This window comes from Niveispirillum sp. CC-CTL257, assembly GCF_059489915.1.
In genome coordinates this window covers 540,907-565,457 of sequence record NZ_JCAJXE010000004.1, presented here as the reverse complement: position 1 = coordinate 565,457, position 24,551 = coordinate 540,907, and the positions used below count along the sequence as shown (strand labels likewise).

Annotated in this window: 18 protein-coding genes; 8 read left to right on the top strand and 10 right to left on the bottom strand. The window is 63.9% G+C overall.

Annotation, left to right across the window (positions count from 1 at the left end; translation table 11 throughout):
• Positions 1 to 26: 26 nt before the first annotated feature.
• A complete protein-coding gene (locus ABC729_RS23020; protein ID WP_495609947.1) occupies positions 27 to 1,367 on the bottom strand; it encodes a replication initiation protein in 1,341 nt (446 codons plus the stop codon).
• Between the two features lie 898 nt (positions 1,368 to 2,265).
• The gene (locus ABC729_RS23015; protein WP_495609946.1) at positions 2,266 to 4,482 is read right to left on the bottom strand and encodes a S9 family peptidase; all 2,217 of its coding nucleotides are present in this window, start codon (positions 4,480 to 4,482) and stop codon (positions 2,266 to 2,268) included.
• Positions 4,483 to 4,662: 180 nt separating this feature from the next.
• Between ABC729_RS23015 and ABC729_RS23010 the strand changes: the two genes are divergently transcribed.
• The 6 genes from ABC729_RS23010 to cheB all read left to right on the top strand — a co-directional run bounded on the left by ABC729_RS23010 (position 4,663) and on the right by cheB (position 12,307).
• The gene (locus tag ABC729_RS23010; RefSeq protein WP_495609945.1) at positions 4,663 to 5,163 is read left to right on the top strand and encodes a chemotaxis protein CheW; all 501 of its coding nucleotides are present in this window, start codon (positions 4,663 to 4,665) and stop codon (positions 5,161 to 5,163) included.
• Positions 5,160 to 6,626: a CheR family methyltransferase gene (locus ABC729_RS23005; protein WP_495609944.1), complete on the top strand. Its 1,467-nt coding sequence runs from the start codon at positions 5,160 to 5,162 to the stop codon at positions 6,624 to 6,626. Before ABC729_RS23010 ends, ABC729_RS23005 begins: the two co-directional genes overlap by 4 nt.
• Positions 6,623 to 7,255 (top strand): chemotaxis protein CheW, encoded by a 633-nt coding sequence (locus tag ABC729_RS23000; protein WP_495609943.1) that lies wholly within the window; start codon positions 6,623 to 6,625, stop codon positions 7,253 to 7,255. Before ABC729_RS23005 ends, ABC729_RS23000 begins: the two co-directional genes overlap by 4 nt.
• Complete coding sequence (locus tag ABC729_RS22995) at positions 7,256 to 8,866, top strand: methyl-accepting chemotaxis protein (protein ID WP_495609942.1); 1,611 nt, start codon at positions 7,256 to 7,258, stop codon at positions 8,864 to 8,866.
• Positions 8,867 to 8,885: 19 nt separating this feature from the next.
• Positions 8,886 to 11,135 carry a hybrid sensor histidine kinase/response regulator gene (locus ABC729_RS22990; protein WP_495609941.1) on the top strand — a complete coding sequence of 750 codons (2,250 nt, stop codon included), beginning with the start codon at positions 8,886 to 8,888 and terminating at the stop codon, positions 11,133 to 11,135.
• Positions 11,136 to 11,266: 131 nt separating this feature from the next.
• Positions 11,267 to 12,307 carry a chemotaxis-specific protein-glutamate methyltransferase CheB gene (cheB, locus tag ABC729_RS22985; RefSeq protein ID WP_495609940.1) on the top strand — a complete coding sequence of 347 codons (1,041 nt, stop codon included), beginning with the start codon at positions 11,267 to 11,269 and terminating at the stop codon, positions 12,305 to 12,307.
• A gap of 11 nt (positions 12,308 to 12,318) precedes the next feature.
• Here cheB and ABC729_RS22980 read toward each other — a convergent pair whose 3' ends face one another.
• The 7 genes from ABC729_RS22980 to rfbC all read right to left on the bottom strand — a co-directional run bounded on the left by ABC729_RS22980 (position 12,319) and on the right by rfbC (position 18,628).
• On the bottom strand, positions 12,319 to 13,062 hold the full coding sequence (locus ABC729_RS22980; RefSeq protein ID WP_495609939.1) for a hypothetical protein: 744 nt from the start codon (positions 13,060 to 13,062) through the stop codon (positions 12,319 to 12,321).
• A 214-nt stretch (positions 13,063 to 13,276) separates the two neighbouring features.
• Positions 13,277 to 14,653 carry an aminotransferase-like domain-containing protein gene (locus ABC729_RS22975; protein ID WP_495609938.1) on the bottom strand — a complete coding sequence of 459 codons (1,377 nt, stop codon included), beginning with the start codon at positions 14,651 to 14,653 and terminating at the stop codon, positions 13,277 to 13,279.
• Positions 14,653 to 15,051, bottom strand: coding sequence for a DUF983 domain-containing protein (locus ABC729_RS22970; protein ID WP_495609937.1), 399 nt, complete (start codon positions 15,049 to 15,051; stop codon positions 14,653 to 14,655). The genes ABC729_RS22975 and ABC729_RS22970 overlap by 1 nt, the downstream gene beginning before the upstream one ends.
• Positions 15,052 to 15,220: 169 nt before the next feature.
• On the bottom strand, positions 15,221 to 16,096 hold the full coding sequence (rfbD, locus tag ABC729_RS22965; protein WP_495609936.1) for a dTDP-4-dehydrorhamnose reductase: 876 nt from the start codon (positions 16,094 to 16,096) through the stop codon (positions 15,221 to 15,223).
• Positions 16,097 to 16,101: 5 nt separating this feature from the next.
• Positions 16,102 to 16,986: a glucose-1-phosphate thymidylyltransferase RfbA gene (gene rfbA / locus ABC729_RS22960; RefSeq protein ID WP_495609935.1), complete on the bottom strand. Its 885-nt coding sequence runs from the start codon at positions 16,984 to 16,986 to the stop codon at positions 16,102 to 16,104.
• The gene (rfbB, locus tag ABC729_RS22955; protein WP_495610184.1) at positions 16,986 to 18,044 is read right to left on the bottom strand and encodes a dTDP-glucose 4,6-dehydratase; all 1,059 of its coding nucleotides are present in this window, start codon (positions 18,042 to 18,044) and stop codon (positions 16,986 to 16,988) included. Before rfbB ends, rfbA begins: the two co-directional genes overlap by 1 nt.
• Before the next feature lie 29 nt (positions 18,045 to 18,073).
• Positions 18,074 to 18,628, bottom strand: a complete 555-nt coding sequence (gene rfbC / locus ABC729_RS22950; protein WP_495609934.1) for a dTDP-4-dehydrorhamnose 3,5-epimerase — start codon at positions 18,626 to 18,628, stop codon at positions 18,074 to 18,076.
• 206 nt (positions 18,629 to 18,834) lie between these two features.
• Here rfbC and ABC729_RS22945 point away from each other — a divergent pair, with 206 nt between their 5' ends.
• Positions 18,835 to 20,430, top strand: coding sequence for an ABC transporter substrate-binding protein (locus ABC729_RS22945; protein ID WP_495609933.1), 1,596 nt, complete (start codon positions 18,835 to 18,837; stop codon positions 20,428 to 20,430).
• 54 nt (positions 20,431 to 20,484) lie between these two features.
• On the opposite strand, the gene ABC729_RS22940 is transcribed toward ABC729_RS22945, so the two are convergent.
• The gene (locus tag ABC729_RS22940; RefSeq protein ID WP_495609932.1) at positions 20,485 to 22,704 is read right to left on the bottom strand and encodes a TonB-dependent receptor; all 2,220 of its coding nucleotides are present in this window, start codon (positions 22,702 to 22,704) and stop codon (positions 20,485 to 20,487) included.
• Positions 22,705 to 23,198: 494 nt separating this feature from the next.
• Here ABC729_RS22940 and ABC729_RS22935 point away from each other — a divergent pair, with 494 nt between their 5' ends.
• Positions 23,199 to 24,497 (top strand): cation:proton antiporter, encoded by a 1,299-nt coding sequence (locus ABC729_RS22935; protein WP_495609931.1) that lies wholly within the window; start codon positions 23,199 to 23,201, stop codon positions 24,495 to 24,497.
• Positions 24,498 to 24,551 lie beyond the last annotated feature (54 nt).

The window sequence follows — 24,551 nt, the reverse complement described above, 5'->3', positions numbered from 1 at the left end:
GACGAAGAGAGGCACCTTATAGCCCCTCACACCCGCAACCCCTTCACCACCTCATCCGCGACCAAACCCACCCAGCGGCCGATATTCTCCGGGGCGGTGGCGGCGCGCATCTCGGGCGCACCCAGGGTCTGCGCCTTGCGGAACCATTTGGCGCGCACGGCATAGGGTTCGCCGGTCAGCCATTGCAGGGCGCGTTGGGCCACCGGCGACAGGGCAGGGGGTTCGGACCCTTCCGGGGTGAGGCGAACCGGGGCGGAGACGGCGGGGTGCAGTTTCTCCAGCCAGGCGCGGAAGGCGGCAGACGGGTTGCGGCAGGGTTCCTTCTGTCGCATGGCCCAGTCGGCCCAGCTGAAAATGGCGGTCTGCATATCAACGTCGGGATATTGCGCCACCAGTTCCTCAATCACGGCCAGGGACACGCGCTGGATCAGGCCCAGCGTGCCGGCGGGACCACGCTCACGGTCGGTGCGGCCATCCTCCAGGTCGGGCGTGTCCTGATCGCGCGCGCTGTTGGCGGGCGTGGCGCGGCCCACGGGGGCCTTGGCGAACTCGGTAATGCGCGCGGTCGCCACCAACTCGCTGTTCGACTTCTTCTTCACATCGAACATCAGCTTTTCGACCTTGCGGCCCCGACCGTTAGAGCGGATTTCCTGATAGTCGATGACCAGCCCCGACAGCTCATTGATCTCACTGACGGCAGGGTCCAGCACACGGCGCTGAAAATGCGCGTAATTGGGCATCTTGTCAGCACAGCCCAGGCTGTCGCGCAGATCGTCCAGCGTCACTTCCCAGCGCGGTTCGCGCAGATTTGCCCGTAGGCTCAACAGCTCATAGAGGGCCAGCGAGTATTTGGAAGAGAACTGCGCGCAGATGGCCAGATGGATACGCGCCCAGGCACCAGGTTTAGCCAGCAGGGGGCGCAGCTTCGGCGGAAATTCCCATTCCGCATAACCCGACCCGCGCGGCAAAGCGCGGAAGGCCAGCAGCGGCGACCCACCCTCCTTCAACTGCTGGTCAGCCTCACTCCAATAGGGGAAGCGCACCAGGGTCTGCATCAGCCGGTCAAAGGATTGGCGCAGACGGACATTGTTGCTTTCGGTATCATCGCCGATGGCACGGCGCAGGTCAGCGGTGGACGCACGGAACGGAGGCAGGGGGGCATCAGGATCGGACAGCTTGTCCCAGCTATAGGCCAGCAAGACATTGAAAAGCTTGCGGTCTGCCAGGGTCAGGCCATTGCCCGTCTCCATCACCTCAATCTGGGTACGCGGCTTGGGCAGGGTGGGGTCGGTGGACAGGTCCAGCACATTGCCCGTCACGCGCGGACGGGCCATTTCCGCCTTTACCGCATTCGCCTGCACCGCCATACGTTCCCCCACCGGGCACCCGTTTCAGTGCCAAAGAACCCGTGACCCTTGTCACTGTGACAGAGCAACATTGCCGGGGCACAGGATCAAGCGCGAATCATTGGACCCGTGCGAGATGGCACAGTGAGGACCAAAATCCCCGATTCCCAGCCGTGCGATCCGGCACAGTGACGAAGGGTAAGGTGCTGTGTGGGCGTGAGCTTTGGCACAGGATGGCGGAATCGGGAGAATCGCGGGAGAATCGGATGCGTGAGATCTGGCACAGAAAGGATTCCGCCGCCTGAGAAATCCGGCACCGGCAGGGGGTGCGGTCCTAGGAACGGGTCCTCCAGGGCATCAAACCCGTAAGTTTTGGCACAAACAGAGGTCTGGAAACCGCAGAAAGACTGGACTCTCAAAGGGGTTTGAGGGGGTGCCCGTGCAATCTGGCACAGGATTGAGGGTGGGGCCGTGAGATATGGCGCAGCAATCCGGACAGAATGGCACAGGAAGCCGGGTGATACGGCACAGGGACTCAGAAGATATGGCACACAGAGCCGTATCCGGCGGCACAGCAAGGGGTATTAAGCGCTTGGAATAATGTAGAAAATCGCCCCCTGAACAATGAATCCTGAAAGGATGGAATCAACAGAACAGGGGGTTGAGGGTAATTTGAGGCAATTGGGGGGAAAGGCAAAGCGACCAAATCCCACATCGTCATTCTCCCCGTCATCCCGGCTTTCGCCTGTAGGCGCTAAGTCAGTCCCTTGGAATAAGGTGCCTTCCCCACGAAAGCGGGGACCCAGGGGCCACCGGGAACCACATCGCTGTGCCATTGGCCCCTGGACCCCCGCTTTCGCGGGGGAGGCGTAATCGGCGAAGCGATCATCGATATGGTCCCCACGGATAACCCCACCCCTTACCGCCCCTTCAACTCGCGATCAAAAAACGCCTTGGCCGACAAATAGTAATGGGCCGCGAGGTTGGTGTCGTAAAAGCCATGGCGTTCGCCGGGATAGAACATCATGTCAAACGGCTTGCGCGCCTGCTGCAAGGCGGCGGCCATGCGGACGGAATTGTCGAGGAAGACATTATCGTCCGCCATGCCATGGATCAGTAGCAGCGGCTTTGACAGCTTGTCGGCCAGCTTGGTCGCATCGCCCTTGTCATAAACCCCGCCCTTGGCGTCGGGCATGCCGATGAAACGTTCGGTATAGAACGTGTCATAGAGCTTCCAGTCGCTGACCGGAGCAGCGGCCACACCGGCGGCATAGAGATCGCCATGGCGCAGCAGGCTCATCAAGGTGTTGTAGCCGCCATATGAATGGCCATAGATGCCGATCCGGTCACCCTTCACGAAGGGCAGGGTCTTCAGATACTTGGCGCCCAGCGCTTGATCATCGCTTTCGATGGTGCCGAACGCCTTGTAAATCTGGTCCAGGAAGTCCTTGCCCTGGCCCGGCGTGCCACGATTATCCAGCATGAAGACGACATAGCCGGACTGGGCCAGGGCCTGCAGGAACAGGGTCGTGCGGCTGCCCCAGGCCTTGGTGACCACGCGGGAGGTGGGGCCGCCATAGGTGTAGATGATGGCGGGTGCCGGATTGCCGGCATCCACGCCGGGCGGTTTCAGCATGGACCAGTGCAGGGTCTCCCCGTCCGGGGCCTTCAGGGTGCCATAGACGGGCTGGATATGGTTGGCCAGATAGGGGGCGTAGGGGTGCGACCCCTCCACCTTGTTTTCCTGCAACCAGGTCAGCACCTTGCCGTCGCGGTCGCGCAAGCTGAGCTGCGGCGGCTGCGTGGGGCTGGAGAAACTGTCCAGCCAGGCACCGCCGGCATCGGCCAGGACGGCCCCGTGCCAGCCCTCGCCCTGGCTGACGCGGCGGGGGCTGCCGGCGTCGCGGCCATCCAGGCGGGCGGTATAGACATGGCGCTCCAGCGGGCCGTCCTTCAGGGCCGTGAACATCACGGTCCCCGCCTTGGTATCAACACCAGCCAGCGCCTGCACCGGCCATTTGCCGCGCGTGATGGCGTGCAGGCGCTTGCCGAACCGGTCATGCAGGTAAAGGTGACGCCAGCCCGACTGTTCGGACGACCAGATGAAGCGGCCATCGGCCAGAAAATACAGGTCCTTGTGCAGGTCCACCCAGGTGGATTTGGTGTCGGACAGGGCAAGCCGCGTGCGGCCCGTCTTTACATCGGCGAACAGCAGGTCCAGGCGCTTCTGATCGCGCGACATGCGTTGCACGGCCAGCCCGCCATCCGGCTTCCAGTTCACCCGTGCCAGATAGATATCAGCCTCGGGGCCAAGGTCGATGGCAACGGGCGGGGCAGACCCGTCGATGGGGGCCACCAGCAGCTGGATGGCGACGTTGGGACCGCCCGCGAACGGGTAGCGCTGCGGGATCACCTTCACCCCGTCGGCCCCGTAATCATAGCGGTTGACCAGCGGCACCTTGCTTTCATCGACGCGGGCATAGGCGATGGATTTGCCGTCGGGCGACCACCAATAGCCGGTGTCGCGGTCCATCTCCTCCTGCGCCACGAACTCCGCCATGCCGTTCAGGATGGCGTTCTTGCCGCCATCGCTGGTGATGGCCCGTTCCACGCCCGTGGCCAGGGCCTGGACATAGAGATTGCCGTCACGGACATAGGCGATGTGGCTGCCATCGGGGCTGAATTTCGGGTCGGTTTCGGCGTCCTCCGTGCGGGTCAGGCGGCGCACGGGGCCGTCCAGCGGCTTCAGCCAGATATCGCCCGATTTCGGCACCAGGACGGCCTTACCCTGGCTGTCCCAGACATACTCGGTCACGCCTGTTTCGGGGATACGCTGCCGCTCCCGCCTTGCGCGTTCCTCCTCGCTTTCCGGCACGGCGGCGAACTCGGCACTGTCCAGCAGCAGAACGGGCTTGCGCTGCGTCAGGTCATAGGCCCAGAGGTCGCGGCGGCTGGCATCGCTGGCCGCCCGCTCCAGATAGGTGACGCGGGTGCCGTCGGGGGAAAATTCCACGCCGCGCGGGGCCGCCCCGGACAGGGCGGGGCTGGCCACCAGCCGTTCGATGGTCAACTGTTCAGCGGTGGCGGGCAGGGCGGACAGGCAGGCCAGCAGCAGGGGGGCGAGGCGGTGGCGCATGGATTTCTTTCTTGGCCGGAGCGTTGGTGCTTTCCTTGTCGCGCCGGGCACGGTGAAAGGCAATGGGGTGCCCACTTCCTGACTGGCAACTATGCTCATGGTCAGTGAAAGGGGCTGGCGGATCGCCCCTGTTTTCGGCCTATAAGGAAGGATTGAGCCAACGCCGCCGGGGAGGGTGCGATGGGTGCAGTGCGGGCCGCAGAAGCGGTGGACGCGGATGCCATGGTCGATCTGCTGCTGTTCACGCTGGATGGACGGCCCTTTGCCGTGCGCCTGGGCCAGGTGGAGCGGGTGGCGGCCATGGCGGCTTTCCGGCCGCTACCGGGCGCGCCGGCGGTGGTGGCGGGCATCATCAATGTCGCGGGTCGGTTCCTGCCTGTGCTGGATGTGCGCGCCCGCCTGGGCATGCCGGTGCGTGGTCCCCGGCTGGATGACGGGTTGGTGGTCGTGCGGTTGGCGCGGCAATCGGTGGCGCTGTGGATTGACCATGTCGATGGCACCCTGCGACAGCCGGCGGACAGCCTGATCCCCGCCGACAGCGTGGTACCGGCGGGCGGGTATTTTGACGCGGTGACGGCGCTGCCCGGCGGGCCGGTCTTCATCCATGATCTGGACCGGTTCCTGTCCATGGAAGAACAGGGCGCCCTGGACGCGGCGATGGCGCGGGAGAGCGCATCTTGATCCAGGCCGGGTCCGGGACGGGCAATGTCCTGTTGGAAGAGTTCAGCGCCTTTCTGGCGGCGCGCATGGGGCTGCATTACGCGCCTGACCGCTGGGGCGATCTCGAACGGGCCGTGGCACAGATGGCGACGGAACTGGGCTTTGCCGATGGCGATGCCTGCATGCGGCATTTCCTGTCTATCCCGGTGGACCGAACCGGGATTGAGACGCTGGCCAGCCATCTCACCATCGGCGAGACCTATTTCTTCCGCGAGCCGGCCAGTTTCGACGCGCTTGCCACCCGCATCCTGCCCGACCTGATCGCACAACGCCGGGCCATGCATGGCAAATATCTGCGTATCTGGAGTGCCGCCTGTTCGACGGGGGAGGAGGCCTACACGATGGCCATTCTTCTGGACCGTCTGATCCCCGACATTGCGGGATGGAACATCACCATCCTGGCCACCGACATCAACCCGCGTTCGCTGCGCAAGGCCATTGACGGGGTTTACGGCGACTGGTCGTTCCGGGGCATCGACCCGGAAATCCGCCGGGCCTATTTCACCCCGCGTGGCGGGCGGTGGGAGATCGTTCCCCGCATCCGGCGCATGGTCAGCTTCGCCTATCACAATCTGGCCGAAGATCAGTATCCGTCGGTCCATAACAACACCAACGCCATGGACATCATCTTCTGCCGCAATGTGCTGATGTATTTCAGCACGGGCACGGCGCGGCGCGTGGTGTCCAACCTGCAGCATTCGCTGGTCGATGGCGGCTGGCTGGTGGCGGCGTCGGTGGAAGGATCGTCGGACCTGTTCCAGCCGCTGCACAATATCGGGCTGCTGGACGCCACCATCTATCGCAAGGCGCAGTCGCCGCCCCTGGTGCCCTTCACCCTGCCGCCGCTGCCCGACATGCCGGCAGAGATGCTGTTGCCGCTGCTGACGGTGCCGGAGCCATTGCCCGTGCCGCCCGTGGCAGAGGTGCCGCCGGGGCCTCTGGACGAGGCCATGGTACTGTACCAGCGCGGGGAGAACGCGGCGGCGATCGCGCTGCTGCTGGGCGATCCCGGTCTGGCCGGCGATGGCAAGGCTCTGACCCTGCTGGCGCGGCTGTACGCGAATGAGGGCCGGCTGGATCTGGCCGAGGAATGCTGCCGCCGGGCCCTGGCCGTGGACCGGCTGATGCCGGAACGCCATTACCTGCTGGCCATGATCCGGCAGGAGGTGGGCGACCCGCGCGGCGCCGCAGAGGCGCTGAAACGCGCCCTGTTCCTGGACCCCGACCATATCCTGGCGCATGTGGCTTTGGCCGGGCTGGCCGTGGCGGAGGGCCGGAAGGCTGAGGCGCGGCGATGCTACCGCAATGCCCTGAACCTGCTTTCCACCCGGCCACAGGAGGAAACCCTGCCTGATGGTGATGGCTTGACGGCGGGCCGTCTGACAGAGATCGTGCGGGTGGCCAGTGCGGAGGTAGGGGCATGAGCGATCAGGCCGCGACGGGTGCCATTGACTGGGCCGCCATGCATGAACGCATCCAGGCGGCCATGGAGGGGCTGGAGCGCGGGTTTGAGCCCGACGCGGCCGAGGTGGATCGCCGTCTGCGCGAACGCGCGGAACGACTGGCCCGTGCCGCCACGGCCCCGCCTGCTGCCGCAGACGAGATCCGCATTCTGGAATTTGAGATCGCTGGCCGGTCGCTGGCTGTGGACAGCCGCTATGTCCGCGAGGTGACGACCGATCTGGCCCCGACACCGGTGCCGCATGCGCCTGTCTGGGCGCTGGGCGTGGTGCATCTGCGCGGTGAGATGCTGACCGTGCTGGATTTCCAGGCCCTGATCGGTACCGGCAAAAGCGACAGCGACGGGCATCTGGTGGTGTTGCAGAACCGGGGCCGCAGCATCGGCCTGATCACCGATTGTATCCGGGGCCTGCGCGCGGTTTCGCGCGGTCGGCTGGACCCGGTGCCGGCCACGGTCCATGGCAATCGCCGCTTCTATCTTGGTGTATCCGAACAGGATACGCTGGTATTGGATGCTGGTCAGTTTTTCGAGGATGGTGCCCTGACGGGCATTGCGGCGGACGGTTCGGCCGGCACGCGGGGGAGCGTTTAGATGAAGATCACGGTGGGCAAGAAGATCTGGGGCTGCCTGGGGCTGCTGCTGCTGGTCGTGCTGGGTGTGGGCTGGGTGTCGCTGGACACCACCGCCCGCCTGACCGAGGCGGCGCGCTGGAGCGTGCATACGCATGAGGTGAAAACCCATCTGGGCGAGATCATGTCCGCCGTGCAGGACATCGAATCCGGCCAGCGCGGCTTTGTCATCACCGGTCAGGATACGTTCCTGCAACCCTTCGAGAGTGGCCGTCGGCAGCTGGAGGAGCTGATCCCGCAGCTTCGCCGCATGATCAACGACAATCCCGAACAGATGCGCAACCTGGACCGGGTGGAGCAGGCGGCACGCAGCCGCCTGAACGAGGCGCTAATCCGCATTGACGCCCGCCGCCGCGACGGGTTTGAGGCGGCACAGAAACTGATCGTCAGCGATACCGGCCGGCAGGCCATGCTGGAATTCCGCGCCGCCATCAAGGTGATGCTGGACATTGAAAACCAGCTTCTGGACAAGCGCGAGGCGGCCAAGGATGAGAGCACGCGGCTGGCTAATCTGGCCGTCATCGGCGGGGCCTTGCTGGCCTCGGTCATCGTGCTGCTGTCGGGGGTGTTCCTGTCGGCCAATATCGTGGCACCACTGCGGGAGATCACGGCCACGGCGGAACGCATCGGCAAGGGGGACCTGACCAACGATATCGCGGCAAGCGACCGTGGCGACGAGGTCGGCATCCTGAACAACACCTTCCGCGACATGACCAAGGGCCTGCGCCAGCTGATCCAGGAACTGGTCGAGGGTGTGAACGTGTTGGGCACGGCGGGCAGCCAGATCGTGTCCACCACGGCCCAGGTGTCGGCATCCGCCGCCGAAACGGCGACGGCCCTGGCCGAGACCAGCTCCACCATGGAGGAAGTGCGCAAGACCTCGCAGCTGTCGACCGAAAAGGCCCGGCATGTGGCCGATACGGCCCAGGCCACGGCCCAGATCTCCGCCACCGGCAAGCGGGCGGTGGAACAGTCGGTCGCGGGCATTACCCTGGTGCGCGAACAGATCGGTGCCATCGCCGAGGCGGTGATCAAACTGTCGGAGCAGAGCCAGGCCATCGGCACCATCGTGGCATCGGTCAATGATCTGGCCGAACAATCCAACCTTCTGGCCGTGAATGCCGCCATCGAGGCGGCGCGGGCTGGCGAGCAGGGCAAAGGCTTCGTCGTGGTCGCGGCAGAGGTGAAAAGCCTGGCCGAACAGTCCAAGCAGGCCACGGGTCAGGTGCGCGCCATCCTGGGCGATATCCAGAAGGCCACGGCCACCGCCGTTCTGGCGGCCGAACAGGGCAGCAAGGCCGTCGATGCCGGCGTGAAACAGGCGCAGGAGGCGGGGCAGGCCATCGAACGGCTGGCCCAGAATATCGCGCTGGCCACCCAGGCCAGCACGCAGATCGTGGCGTCCAACCAGCAGCAGCAGGTGGGCATCGATCAGGTGGCCCTGGCCATGGACAGTATCCGTCAGGCCAGCAGCCAGAACACCGTTGCAACCAAGCAGGCGGAAACGGCGGCCCATAATCTGAACGCCCTGGGGCACAAGCTGAAGTCGCTGGTCGGCCAGTACAAGGCGTGACCGGTTCGGAGCCAGCCCCATGAACAGCCGCAACGAACAGCTTTTCCAGCGCCTGCTCGCCATGTTCATGGTCGAGGCGGAGGAACATGTCGGTTCGCTGGCGGTGTCCTTGCGCGAACTGGAGGCCGGGGTCAGCGAGCAGCGGGCGCGGGAACTGATCGAGAAGACCTTCCGCGAGGTCCACACGCTGAAAGGGGCGGCGCGCACCGTCAACCTGTCGCATCTGGTGGCGCTGTGCCATGCCATGGAATCGCTGCTGGCCCTGCTGAAGCGGGGGGATTTGCGGCTGGGGCCGGGTGTGGTGGCGGTACTGGCTGACGGGTTCGCGGCCCTGCGCCGCATGGTCCCCAACGAGGCCAATGGCAACAGCCCGCCGCCCGTGGAGGGGTTGGACAACCTGATCGCGCGCCTGGAAGGGGCCACCAAGGGGGAAGTGCCCGCCACTGCCCCTGTCGTGTCGCCCCCGCTGCCGCCCACCCCTGTGGCACCCCCGCCGAAGCCCTCGCCACCCCCGCCCGCACCGCCGCCGGCCCCGGCCAAACGGGTGCAGCCGGAGGAACCGTTCGTGGCGGGGCCGCGTCAGACCCTGCGCGTGCCCATCGAACGGCTGGATTTCCTGCTGCATCAGGCCGAGGAGCTGATCAACGCCAAGCTGTCAGGCGGGGAGCGGGTGGCCGAGATCAAGGCCCTGGGCACCGGCCTGACCGACCGGATGCGCACACGCCAGCGGCTGGACAGCGCACATCAGGCAGAGCATGACGCCCAGACCCTTGCCTGGATCGCCACAAAGCTGAGCCGGCTGGCGCTGGAGGCCGATCATGATGTGCGCGGCCTGTCCAAGGGTGTCGATAGTCTTCTGTCGGGCACCAAACAGGTTCTGATGCTGCCCGCCGGCACATTGCTGGAGCCTGTGGCCGAAGATTTGCGTGACCTGTCACGCCGACAGGGCAAGGATGTGCAGCTTGAACTGGCGGGTCAGGAGCTGGAGCTGGATCGCCGCGTGCAGGAGGAGTTGCGCGAGGCGCTGCTGCATCTGGCGCGCAACGCCATCGATCATGGCATTGAGCGGCCGGAGGACCGGCTGGCGGCGGGCAAGCCGGCCCGCGCCACCATCTCCCTGACCGTCAGCCAGCGTGATGGCGGGCGGGCGGAGATTGCCATCAGCGATGATGGGCGTGGCATGGATCTGGGACGCCTGACGCAGGAGGCCGTGGATACGGGCCTTCTGGAGGCCGAACAGGCAGCGGGACTGGCGCCTGATCAGATCATGGCGTTGGCGTTCCAGTCGGGCCTGTCAACCAGCGATGGGATCACGGATATTTCAGGGCGCGGCCTGGGTCTGGCCATCGTGCAGGAAAAGGTGGAACGGCTGGGCGGCACGGTGACGGTGGAAAGCCAGCCGGGGCGGGGAACCGTGTTCCGCCTGCTGCTGCCGGTCACCATGGCGGCGTTCCGGGTGGTGATGACGGGGGTTGGCGGCGGCGTCTACGCCATGCCCACCAACCGCATCGAACGCGTGGGCCGCGTCGCCAGCCAGGATGTGCAGATGGTGGAGGGGCGGGAGATGCTGCGCATCGACGGGCGGCCCCTGGCGCTGGTCCGGCTGTCCGACCTGCTGCACCTGCCCGGCACGGGGCCGTCGGGGGATTTCCGCGCCTATGTGGTTCTGGCTGCGGCGGGTCAGCGGCTGGCTGTGGAGGTCGAAACCATCCTGGGCGAAGCGGAGATATTGATGAAGCCGCTGGCCTGGCCCCTGACACGGGTGCCGGGGGTGGCGGGGGCCGTGGCCCTGCCATCGGGGCGGCTGGGGTTCGTGCTGAATGTGCATGATCTGCTGCGCACGGCCCTACGCCCCGATTTCCAGGCGCGTGCGGCGCGACCGGTCACGGCCAATATGGCTCCGGCCCGCAAATCCATCCTGATCGCCGAAGACAGCATCACGGCCCGCACCCTGTTCAAACATGTGCTGGAAGCCGCCGGGTTCCGGGTGCGGACCTGTGTGGACGGGATGGAGGCCTGGAATGTCCTGGCCGGCGAGATGTTCGACCTTGTCGTGTCGGACGTGGAAATGCCGCGCATGAGCGGGTTTGAACTGATCGCCAATATCCGCCAGGACTCCCGCCTGTCGGAGATACCGGCCATCCTCATCACCTCGCTGGAAACGCGAGAGGATAGGGAGCGCGGGGTTGATGTTGGCGCCAGCGCCTATATCGTTAAAAAGAGTTTCGACCAGAGCGACCTGCTGGAGATCATCGGTCGCCTTATTTAGTGCCCCCTGGCCCAGGGTCAAACCTGGACCAGGGGAGGCCGCCGACTGGCGGCCCGGCGCTCATGCGCCGTAAGCCAAGCGCGCGCATGCGCGCGCTTGGCGCGTGAGGGGACGGTATAAGGATATTGCGTGTGATCAAGGTTCTCGTCGCGGAGGATTCGCCCACCATCCGGGTATTCCTGACCGCCATCCTGGAAAGCGAGCCGGACATCAAGGTTGTTGCCGCCGTGTCCGATGGCGCTGCCGCCGTGGAGGCGGTGCGCCGGCTGAAGCCGGATGTGGTGACCATGGATATCCATATGCCGGGCCTGGACGGGTTTTCCGCGACGCGGGAGATCATGGAGACGGTGCCGGTCCCCATCGTCATCGTCAGCGGCGCTGTGCAGGACGAGGTGGCCGCCACCTTCAAGGCCGTGGAGGCGGGCGCGCTGGCCTTCATCCGCCGCCCGGCGGGCCTGGGCCATGATGATCATGAGCGGGAGGCCGACGCCCTGGTCACTGCCGTGCGCCTGATGTCGGAAGTGAAGGTGGTGCGCCGCTGGAAACGCCCGCCCGCCATCGCCGAACGGGTCGCCGCCGTCGCGGCAGGGGCCGTGCCGCCGCCGCCGCGCGATAAGGCCCGCGTGGTGGTGATCGGGGCCAGCACGGGCGGACCGGTGGCCTTGCAAACCATCCTCAGCGCCCTGCCGGCGGATTTCCCCCTGCCCATCCTGGTGGTCCAGCATATTGCGCGCGGGTTCGTGGCGGGGTTCGCAGACTGGCTGGACGCTGCCTGCGCACTACCGGTGACGGTGGCGCGCGATGGGGAAGAGGTGACGGGCGGCCATGTCTATGTCGCCCCCGATGACCGGCATATGGGCGTGGACGCGTTCGGCCGTATCCAGTTGATCGACAGCCCACCCGAAGCCGGCCTGCGCCCCGCCGTCGGCCACCTGTTCCGCTCCGTCGCCGCGCACTATGGCGGGCGGTCCATCGGCATCCTGCTGACCGGCATGGGGGCCGACGGTGCCGACGATCTCTGCGTCCTGCGCACCCTGGGCGCCATCACCATCGCTCAGGACGCCTCCAGCTCGGTGGTGCATGGCATGCCGGGGGTCGCTATCGAGCGCGGCGGGGCCATGCATGTGCTGGCCCCGGCGGCAATTGCGGCGAAACTGGTGGAGATGGGGTAGGGCTGGCGTGGCTAGCGGATGGGGAAGTCGTGTTTGCCGAAGAATTTTAGGTCGGTGATCCAGCCCTTTTGCTCCAGGCTCAATACCACGTACTCATAGATGCTTATTGGCTCGATTAATATGGGCGATTTTGGAAAAATAGACCACAAGTTGTAACAATATTCATCCATCTGCGAGATTCTTTTTTGGAGGCTGGATATAGTTTTAATTGAATGATCCGAAAGAACAGCTTTTAATGTTGAAATTTCTTGCCTTGATGGGAATTTCTCGCTTGTTAGGCTAAATCTGTGTGTCTCTTGATTTTCGCCAATTGTCATTTCGATTATAATGTCATGGAAAATCCCCATCTTGCCATTTTTTATCATGTAAACGACGGCTTCTGTGTAGTCTTTCTTTCTCGCTTCTCTGTCGAAGTGCTCTGCTTGCTTCTTCTGGGCCTTGCTTGACTCTGCCAACTCCCTCCTCGTCGCCTCCAACTCCTCCCGCGTCAATCGCAACTCCTTCAGCTGCAGCCTCAACGAACTGAGCAAAATCATGAAGCTGAAGAAGGCGAAAACCGAGTTGAGGGTGCCGCCGACAAAGTCGCCGAACTGGCCCCAGATGGCGGTGTCATCAGACAAGACGCCCCGGAACTGGAAGAAATAGAGCGCATAGGCGGCGATGATCACCGCCACCGATACGGCCAGAATCCAGCCGGCATAATCCGCGATCTTTTCGATGAAGTCGGGCTTCTCAGGTGCCGCCGGCTCGCTCATCTTCGCCCTTCCGTGCTTTGAATGGTGGGGTGTTGCCACCATAGCGGGAAGGGGTGGGGGTGGGGAAGGGGGCCTCGCACCTTGCTTTCCTCTCCCCCCTTCCTCGTCATCCCGGCGAAGGCCGGGACCCAGGGGCCAAGCGCCCGACCTATCGGCAGCTTTGATCAAGGCGGTGTTGAGGTTGGGCTTATGGCTCTGGGTCTCGGTTCCCCCCTCAAACCACCTCTTCCTCCGCTACCGGCCCGTTGCGCATCAACGCCGCCAGCCGCCGCAGCGCCACCGTCAGCGTCTGCTGGTCCGGTGCGGCACCCAGCCCCACCCGCACATATTTCGGCGGCGGTTCTGGGGCCATGGCAAAGGCGGCACCGGGGATGACCGCTGCCCCCATCTTGCGCGCCGCCTCGGCAAAGGCGCGGTCGGTCCAATAGGGGGGAAGGGTGACCCAGGCATGGTGTCCCTGGGCGTGCGCCACCATCGACCCGATGGGCAGTTCGCGCCGTGCAATGGCCTGCCGTTCCTCCGCCTCCCGCCGGATGGCTGACAGGATCTCCTGCGCCGTGCCATCCTCAATCCACCCGGTCGCCACCGCCACCGACAAGGGCGGGGCCATCTGGGCCGTGGCGCGCAGGTGGGCCCGCACCGCCGGGATATCGGCCCCCGTCGGGGCCACCAGATAGGCGACGCGCAGGCCCGGCGTCAGGCATTTGGACAGGCTGGAAATATGCCAGACGCGTTCCGGGGCCAATGCTGCCAGCGGCGGCGGGCCGGGATCGGCCAGCATGCCATAGGCGTCATCCTCGATCAGGGTCAGGTTCAGATTGCGCGCCACCTTCACAATGGCCTGGCGCCGCTCCAGCGGCATGGTGGTGCAGGTCGGGTTCTGGATGGTGGGGATCAGATAGACGATCTTCCCTTCGCTGCTGCGCGCCACCATGTCCAGCGCTTCCGGCACGATGCCCATGGCGTCGGTCTGAACCGGCGTCACATACAGGCCGCGCAGCTGCGTCGCCATGCGGAAACCGGTATAGGTGAACGGGTCCGTCATGACATCGGTGCCCCAACCGCCCAGCATGGTCAACAGCGCCGACAAACAGGCCTGCGCCCCGCCGGCCACCAGCACCCTGCCGGCATCCAGCTCGGGGATGCGGGCCGACAGCCATTTCGCCCCCGCCCGCCGGTCGCCATCACCACCGCCACTGGGCTGGTAATTCAGCAGGCTGGACAGGTCGGGCCGCCGCGTCAGCCCCGCCATGGCCCGGCCCAGCCGCAGCGCCAGATTGGCGCTGGCCGGCTGCGGCGGCAGGTTCATGGACAGGTCCAGTTCCACCTTGGTGCGCTGCGGGTTCGCGGCATCGGCAACATAGGTGCCGCGCCCCACCACCGCCTCCACCAGGCCGCGCGCCCGCGCATCGGCATAGGCGCGCGTCACCGTCGTCAGGTCCACGCCCAAGGCATCGGCCAGCTTGCGGTGCGGCGGCAATCGCATGCCGGGTGTCAGCGCGCCCGACGCGATATCCATGGCGATGGCGTCGGCAATGGCGCGGTACAGCGCCCCGCCCGGCGGCAGCGTCGGCGGAACCCATTCAGCCATCAGCCCTGCCCATCCCCGTCCTCATCCAGCCGCCCCTGCTCCGCCTTGTTCATATACTGGGCACAGACCAGCCAGCCCTTCAACGGCCGCAGCAAGGCCATCACCGACAGCATCGATACCGGGAGGGTGGTGAACAGATGCACCCAATACGGCGCCTGGAATGCCAGCTCCTGCCACACCGCAAACCCGGTCAGCGGGAAACTGACAATCGACATGGTGAAAAAGGCCGGGCCGTCCGCCGGATCGGCAAAGGACAGGTCCAACCCGCACTCAGAACAATTCTTGGCGAGCGCCAGATAGCCCGCGAAGATTTTTCCCTGCCGGCAATGGGGGCACAGACCCCGGATACCCAGCCCGAACGGGGTAGTGGAGAAGTCGATTTTCTGATGGGTGGCCATGACGCGGCACCTCCACATTGTATGGCCATACAATTTATATTGTATGGCCTCTAAACTATCCATACGCCTGCTTTGTCGATGAGTCCCAGGTCAGCTTGTCGCAGGCCAATGAAAAACCCCGGCTCCTCGCGGAACCGGGGTCCTACTGTCTTCGATATCGGATGGGGGATCAGCCTTTGACCAACGCATCCACCGCCCGATCCAACCCGATATGCCAATCGGGCAGCACGGCACCGGGCAGCGCCAGATAGCGGCTGCAATCCAGCACGGAATTGGCTGGACGCTTGGCTGGTGTAGGATATTCCGCTGTCGAAATGGGTTTCACGACGGGTACGGGCCGGCCATGGCGGGCCGCACTGGCGAACACCGCCTCAGCAAATTCATGCCAGGTCTTGGGTTCCGCACCCCCGAAATGATAGAGGCCATGGGCGCTGCCATCGGCCACGAACGGTGCCATCAGCAGGATGGCGTCGGCGATATCATGGGCCGCCGTGGGCCGCCCGCGCTGATCCGCCACCACCCGCAACTCCGGCCGGTCGGCACCCAGGCGCAGCATGGTGCGCACGAAATTGGCACCATAGGGGCTGAAAACCCAACTGGTGCGCAATGTGGCATTGCGTGCTGGCCCCAGTTCTGCAATCGCCAGTTCACCGGCCAGCTTCGAGGCTCCATACACTCCCAACGGTCCGGTGGCGTCATCCTCCCGCCAGGGCCGGTCACCGCCGCCCTCGAACACATAGTCGGTGGAGACATGGATGAAGGGGATGTCGGCCTGTTTCGCTGCCGCTGCGATATGGCGGGTGCCATCGCGATTGACCGCAAAGGCTTGATTCGGCTCACTTTCCGCCTTGTCCACCGCCGTATAGGCGGCGGCATTGACGATCAGGTCCGGCTTATGCGCCGTCACTGCTGCCGCCACCGCCGCTTCGTCAGCAATGGACAGGCTCTCCCGGCCCAGACAGGTCACTCTGTGACCCGCCTTCGCGCCTTGGTCCTGCATGGCAAGTGCCAGCTGCCCACCCCGGCCAAACACCAGAATATGCATGGAAATCAAGCCCCTGGCTCACGCAGCACCTTCATCAGATACTGCCCGTACTCATTCTTCAGCATAGGCTTGGCCAGCTTTTCCACCTGCGCCGCCCCGATCCATCCGCGCCGGAACGCGATCTCTTCCGGGCAGCAGATTTTCAGGCCCTGGCGCTTTTCCACCGTCTGCACAAAATGCGTGGCCTCGACCAGGCTGTCATGGGTCCCGGTATCCAGCCAGGCATAGCCTCGGCCCATCCGCTCCACCATCAGCTTGCCCTGCTGCAGGTAGACATTGTTGACGTCGGTGATTTCCAGCTCACCGCGCGGCGAGGGCTTGATGGTGGCGGCGACGTCCAGCACCGAATTATCGTAGAAATACAAGCCCGTAACGGCATAGTTTGACTTGGGCGCCTTGGGCTTTTCCTCGATGGTCAGGGCATTGCCCGTGGCATCGAAGCTGACCACGCCATATCGTTCCGGGTCGTTAACGTGATAGGCAAAGACCGTGGCACCGCTGTCGCGGGCATCGGCATTGGCCAGCAGTTTCTCAAACCCGTCGCCATAGAAGATATTATCGCCCAGCACCAGGGCCGCCGGGTCATTGCCCACGAATTCCCGCCCAATGATGAAGGCCTGCGCCAGCCCGTCCGGGTTGGGCTGCTCCGCGTAGGACAGATTCAGGCCCCACTGGCTGCCATCACCCAGCAGATGCCGGAACTGCGGCAAGTCATGGGGGGTGGAGATGACCAGGATATCCGTAATACCGGCCAGCATCAGGGCCGAGAGCGGATAATAGATCATTGGCTTGTCATAGACGGGAAGCAGCTGCTTCGACACGCCCATGGTGATGGGATAGAGCCGTGTACCGGACCCGCCGGCCAGGATGATGCCTTTACGCTTGGCCATTATTTCTTCCCTTCCCCACGGCGCTTATGGGCTTCTTCCCGCAAGGGGCCCCACCACCATTCATTCTCCAGGTACCAGCGCACCGTCTGCTCCAGTCCCGTCTCGAAACTTTCCTTCGGCTCCCAGCCCAGCTGTTCGCGGATCTTGGTCGCGTCGATGGCGTAACGATGGTCGTGGCCGGGCCGGTCCTTGACGAAGGTGATCAGCTCCCGGCGCGGGTTCCCATCGGGGCGCAGGCTGTCGAGGATGTCGCAGATACGCTCCACAACCTCCAGATTGGTCTTCTCATTATTGCCGCCGATATTGAACCGCTCGCCCACCGGGCCACGCGTCAGCACCTCCCACAGGGCGCGGGCATGGTCTTCCACGAACAGCCAGTCGCGGACATTGTCGCCCTTGCCATAGACGGGCAGGGGGCGGCGTTCCAGCGCGTTCAGGATGACCAGGGGGATCAGCTTTTCCGGGAAGTGGAAAGGCCCGTAATTATTGGAACAATTGGTCAAAACGACGGGCAGCCCATAGGTATGGTGCCAGGCATCGACCAGATGATCGCTGGAGGCCTTGGACGCCGAATAGGGCGAGCGCGGGGCGTAGGGCGTGGTCTCGGTGAAGAAACCTTCATCGCCCAGCGACCCGAAAACCTCGTCCGTGGAGACATGGTGGAAGCGGAAATCGGCCTTTTTCTGCCCGTCCAGCCCCTGCCAATAGTCGCGTGCCGCCGACAGCAGCACGCCCGTGCCCACGACATTGGTCTGGATGAAGGCGTCGGGGCCGTCGATGGAACGGTCGACATGGCTTTCGGCGGCCAGATGCACGATGGCGTCGGGCTGATAGTGCGCGAAAATCCTATCGATGGCGGAACGATCACAGATATCCGCCTTTTCGAAATGGTAAAGCGGGCTGTCCTTCACCGACCGCACATTCTCCGGGTTCGCGGCATAGGTCAGCTTGTCGATATTGACGACGGCGCACCCCTTTTCACCCACCGCATGGCGGATGAAGGCGGAACCGATGAAGCCGGCGCCCCCGGTAACGAGGATCAGTTTGGGGGAAAGCATGGTCATTCCAGGGCTCTCGGATCGTCGGTTCAAAAAATGGGCGGCAGGTCGGCCAGACGCGGCAGCTTCCTGTCCTTGTCGGACAGGATCAGCCGGTCCGCCGGAAGCGGCCATTGGATAGCCAGATCCGGATCGTTCCAGATGACGCCGCCATCATCGGCAGGGCTGTAATAATCGGTCACCTTGTACACAAACTCCGTATCTGGCCGTAGGGTGCAGAAGGCATGGGCAAAGCCGGTAGGGATCCACAGCTGTTCCCCGCCTTCGGCCGTCAGCTCCACCGCCACATGCCGCCCGAAGGTGGCGGAACCATGGCGCAGATCGACGGCCACATCCAGGACGGCCCCCGCCACCACCCGCACCAGCTTGCCCTGCGCCGTCGGCGGGCGCTGGAAATGCAGGCCGCGCAGGGTGCCGACATCGCGCGACAGGGAATGATTATCTTGCACGAATTCCACATCCACACCCACCAGCTCCTTGAAGCGGCGGCGGCTGTAGGTTTCGGCGAAATAGCCGCGATGGTCGCCAAAGCGCGCCGGCTTCAGCAGGGCGAGGCCGTCAATATCGAAGCGGGTGACTTGCATGGGGTTTTATCCGGCGAAGGGAAGACAGAGGGTTCGAAAACACATCACCACGACCGCCCCTTCGCCCCAGGGCACGGTTCGGGACGGCTCCCTTATGCACGTTTCACCGATTTCAGGCAATGGCGTCCGGGTCGGGGCCGCCAAGCAGCTTGCGCCGGGGAACGCGCCATGATCCCCTGTTGCGCGGTTTCACATGGGGGACGGTGATGCGGGCTCTGTCATGGCTGCTGCTGGGTGGGGCACTGGCACTGGGCGGCGCGCCCGCCCTTTCCCAGACGCTGGTGCATTGTGCGGAAGCAGCCCCGGACAGCCTGAACCCACAATATTCCACCTCCGGCAATTCCTACGATATCGCCCAGCAACTCTATGAAAGGCTGGTCAATGTGCAGCGTGGCTCGCTGGAGCTGGAGCCGCAGCTGACCACCGGCTGGGAACTGGCGGATGAGGGGCGGACGGTGATCTTCACCCTGCGCCAGGGCGTGAAATGGCACCGGTCCAAGCTGTTTACCCCGACCCGTGATTTCAACGCCGACGATGTCGTTTTCACCTTCGCCCGGCAGATGGCCAAGGACCATCCCTACAATGCCATTGTGGGCGGCAAGGTCTATGCGCCCTTCCATAATCTGGGCCTGTCCACCAACCTTGTGGCCGTGGAGAAGCTGGAACCCTATAAGGTCCGCTTCCGCCTGAAGGAACCCGATGCCGGCCTGCTGCGCGCATTGACCAGTCAGGCCATGTCTATCCAGTCGGCGGAATATGCCGATGCCATGCTGAAGGCCGGGACGCCGGAGAAGGTAGATCTGGAACCGATCGGTACAGGTCCGTTCCAATTGGTCCGGCACCTTCTGGATACCGAGGTGCGGATGCGCGCCAACAAGGAATATTGGCGCGGTGCCCCGCCCTTGGCTCAGTTGGTCTTCGTCATCGCACCCGATGCTACCGTCCGCTATGCCAAGCTGAAGGCGGGCGAATGCCACACCATGACCTATCCCAACCCCGCCGACCTGGACCGCATGCGCCAGGACAAGGATGTACGGATTGTCGGGGTTGATGCCATGTCGGTCGGCTATGTCGCGATGAATATGGCGAGGAAGCCGTTCGACGATCTGCGCGTGCGGATGGCCATCAATCTGGCGGTCGATAAGAAAGCCATTCTGGATCAGGCCTATATGGGTACCGCCAAACCCGCGACGACGCCCATCCCCATCGGCCATTGGGCCCATGATGACAGCATCCAGGACCTGCCCTACGATCCGGCCAGGGCCAAGGCGTTGCTGGCCGAGGCCGGTTTGAAGGATGGGTTCGAGACGGAGCTGTGGACCATGCCCGTGGTCCGCCCCTATAACCCCGCCCCCCGCCGCATCGCGGAGATGATCCAGGCCGATCTGGTCAAGGTGGGGATCAAGGCAAAGATCGTCACCTTCGAATGGGGCGAATATGTTCGCCGGGTTCGTTTCGGTGAGGCACCGATGGCGCAATATGGCTGGTCGAACGACGAGGTGGACCGGTTCATGTCGGACCTTCTGTCCTGCGAGGCGGCCAAGCCCGGCAATGGCAATCTGGCGCGCTGGTGCGATCCGGAGATGGACCGCCTGATCAATGCTGCCCGCCGCACCAGCGATCAGGCCGTGCGGCGCGATTATTACGTCAAGGCGCAGGCCGTGTTCCGCAAGACAATGCCCTGGCTGCCCATGGCCCACCCGCATGTCTATGTCGCTGTCCGGCCTGAAGTCGTGGATTTCCGCGCCTCACCTTCTACCCGGCTGGATTTCTATGGGGTGGGGCTGAACAGCCCTGAATGAAAAGGGCCGCGCCGGGCAACCGGCGCGGCCCTCTCGGACTGAACCCTCTCGGGATCAGAACTTGGACGTGATTTCAACGCCGTAGAAGGGCGCTTCGTTCACGATGCCGGTCAGGTTGTTGAAGTCGATGGCGCCTTCCAGCGACTTCTCGTTCGTGATGTTGCGGCCGAACACCGCCACCCCAAACTTCTCATCATCCGACACGTAACCCAGCTTCAGGCCACCTTCCAGCTTGCTGTCGGAGTAGAATTCCTTCGACGTGTACAGGAAGAAATTGACCTTGGAGCGGTAGTTCCAGTCCGTGAAGACATAGACCTCGCCGGTTGACACCGGGATGCCGTAACGGGCCGTGGCGGACAGGATCCACTTGGGCGCGTTGGGGAAGGAATTGCCATCCAGCTGGGCAAAGCCGTTCACCACCGGGTCGGTGACGGTGCAGCCGCCGCCGCAGACGGGGATGCGCAGGGTCTTGTCCTGAATTTCCGTGTGGTTATAAGACAAACCACCCGTCAGCAGCAGATTGTCGGTCGGCAGCAGTTCCAGTTCCGCCTCGAAACCATAGCCTTCGCCGCCATCAGCATTGATCAGCGTATTGTTGTTCGACGTACCGCCAACGGCCGTGAACTGCTGATTGTTGATGTCGGTATAGAAGGCAGTGACGTTCAGGCGGGCCTTGCGCTCCCACAGGTTCGACTTAAAGCCGGCCTCATAGGACATCAGCGTCTCTGCCTTGGCGATGGACAGGGCGTCGCGGTTGATGTTCGGGCCGAAATAGAACAGCGGACGGCTCTGGATCGACGGGGCGCGATAGCCATTGGCGATGCGGGTAAACAGGTTGACGTCGTCCGTCGCCTTGTAGGTCAGGGCGACATCCCACGTCACCTGCCCATCGGACAGGCTGGCGCCACCGGTGGTGGAGCCCGGAACGCCCGGCATGGTGCGAACAACGGAGAAGTCCTTTTCCTCGTCATTGTAGCGCAGGCCGCCGGTCAGAACGACCTGTTCCGTCAGGTCATAGGACGCCTGGCCGAACACGGCCCAGGTCTTGGTTTCCTGGCGGCTGTCGGTGAAGACGAAGATGTTGCGCGGGTCCGACGCGTTGCCATAGGCATAACCATAGGCTGTCACATCTTCGTTGAAATAGAACAGACCCGTCTGCCAGCGCAGACGCTCGCCATCGGCGTTCGACAGGCGCAGTTCCTGGGTCCATTGCGCATGGTCGGGCAGGGCGTCCGCCGTCTCGCTGTCGAACGGCACGAAGCCGGGGCCACGACCGGCCACGCCGCCATCGATATCGCCGCGCGTATAGACGTCCGCCGTCTCGTAACCGGTGATGGAGGTGAGCAGCAGGCCGTCGAAATCATATTCCAGCTTGAGGCTGCCGCCCTGGCTGGAAACGTCCAGATCGTTCTGGCCGTTCTGATAGACCGCATTGCGCGAGAAGGTGGAGGACAGGTTGTTGCTGCCCTTGGTGATGGCATTGGCGACGAACACGCGGGCTGAGCCGTCCAGATCGCGCGCATGGGCGTTGAACAAGGCCGTCAGCGGGCCCTTTTCATACATCAGCTGCAGACGGGCAGCCGTTTCGGAGAAGCCGCCAATGGCATCCTTCTCACCCGTGAAGGTGTTGTCGATAAAGTCGTCCTTCCGGTCGTACTTCATGGACAGGCGGGCAGACAGGATGCCGTCGATCAGCGCGCCACCGATGGCACCCTCGGCGCCGATGGTGTTCTTGCGGCCATAGGAGGCGGACAGATAGCCCTCGGTCTCCTGGGTCGGCTTCTTGGAGACGAAGCTGATGGTGCCGGCCGGTGTGTTACGGCCGAAAAGCGTGCCCTGCGGCCCGCGCAGCACTTCAACCCGCTCGGTATCGAAGATGGGGAAGCCGCGCAGCAGGGGGTTCTCCTGCACCACCTCGTCGATGACCAGACCGACGGGCTGGGTCGAGTTCAGGTCGAAATCGCTGTTGCCCAGGCCGCGGATATAAAAGCGCGGGAAGGTGCGGGCGAAGGTCGATTCGGCATACAGGCTGGGAACCTGGGCCGACAGGGCCAGCAGGTCGACGCCGCCGGACATGACGGAATTCAGCTTGTCGTCGCTGATCGTGCCGACAGAGACGGGAACCTGCTGCTGGTTCTCGGCCCGCTTGGTGGCGGTGACGATGATCTCTTCCAGCACGGCCTGGGCGCTGGCGACAGGTGCCGTGGCGGACAGGGCCAGCAGGCTGGCGGCACCGGCCAGCAGACGAAGATAAGACGGATTGCCTTTACGCATTATGGAATGCCCCCTTCAGAGCCTGATTGCGGCGGTCATGGCGCCGGCGTCGATTCCTGGTCCGAAACGCCGCCCCTTCGTTCATGGCCGTGGGGCGTTCGTCGTATTTGCGCACAGAAACACCCGCCCGGGTCACCCCGGCCGGGTTGGTCAATCATTTGCTGCGTTACAACATGAAGTGTCGGATGCGGGTGATCAAGATGGTGCGCCGCGTAACTGTGACGTTACCATGACGGTGGTGCAGTTATGGCACAGGGTGGCAAGTAACCGTCTAAATGTGACGGTTCTGTGACATGATATTTCCGCATATCGCGATGCACAAAACTTGCCACGCTTTCCTTGGCGGCACTGAATGCAATTCGGCGGTGGTGCCTAAACGGAAACCCCGCCCCGAAAGCGGTTTCTTTCCAATGACAGCGCTGATATAGGCTGAATATTCCAAAGATGCGGATCAACGCGCTTCAGACAACGTTGTCCGACAGGGAGGATGGGGCATGACGCCAGCCCAGCTCAGTGTAGTGTTCTTTCTACAGCTTGCCGTGATCATTGTGGCCTGCCGGGGGGTCGGCTGGCTTGCCAAACGTTATCTTGGCCAGCCCCAGGTCGTGGGCGAGATGATCGCCGGCGTGATCCTAGGGCCGTCGCTGCTGGGACTGCTCGCGCCGGACCTGCAGGGACTGCTGTTCCCCAAGGAATCGAAAGGCGTGCTGTTCGTGGGTGCGCAGTTCGGTGTCGGCCTTTATATGTTCCTGGTGGGGCTGGGCTTCCGTGGCGACCATTTCAAGTCGAACGCCGGCAGTGCGGCCGCCGTCTCCCTGTCAGGCATGGCCGCCCCTTTCCTGCTGGCCATCCTGATCACGCCCTGGCTGATGAGCCATGGCCTGTTCAATGAGGCGCTGACCCTGCCGCAGACCACCTTGTTCATGGGTGCCTGCATCGCCATCACGGCCTTTCCCATGCTGGCCCGTATCATCCATGAACGGGGCCTGTCGGGCACGCCACTGGGCACTTTGTCCCTGTCGGCAGGGGCGATCGACGATGCTGGCGCCTGGACGGTGCTGGCCATCGTGCTGGCAACCTTCGGCGACGGCCCCATGGTGGCGGTGAAGGCCATTGGTGGTGGTGTTGCCTTTGCGGTCTTCATGCTGACCCTGGGTCCCCGTCTACTGGCCCCGCTGGGCCGGAAGGCCGAGCGGGAGGGCAAGGTCAGCCATTCGACGCTGGGCATCGTGCTGATCCTTTTCCTGCTGTCAGCCTGGGCCATGGATGCCGCCGGCATCCATGCCGTGTTCGGTGGCTTCCTGCTGGGCTGCGTCATCCCGCGTGGCGTGCTGGCTACCGAACTGCGCAAGCAACTGGAGCCGTTCGCCGTCGTCGTGCTGCTGCCGATGTTCTTCACCTATTCCGGTCTGCACACGCAGCTGACGCTCGTCGATAATTGGGGGCTGATGCTGGTAACGCTGGGCATCCTTGCGGCTTCCATCCTTGCCAAGGGTGTCGCCTGCTGGGCCGCTGCCCGTCTGACGGGTCAGGACAATGCCACCGCCATGGGCATCGGCGCCCTGATGAATGCGCGCGGCCTGATGGAACTGATCATCATCAATATCGGATTGCAGAAGGGCATTATCGGCCCGGCCCTTTTCTCGATGCTGGTGCTGATGGCCATCATCACCACCCTGATGGCGTCGCCCCTGTTCGAACTGGTCTATGGCCGCAAGGCGCGGGCGCGCGGTGAACTGGGGGAGTTGAACGAGCAGGACAGCGACTTCGCAGAGGCCCATCAGGCACGCTGAGTGGCAGGACCTTGTTGTCCGCGAAACCCGGCGGCGGCTGAACGTCAGGCTATT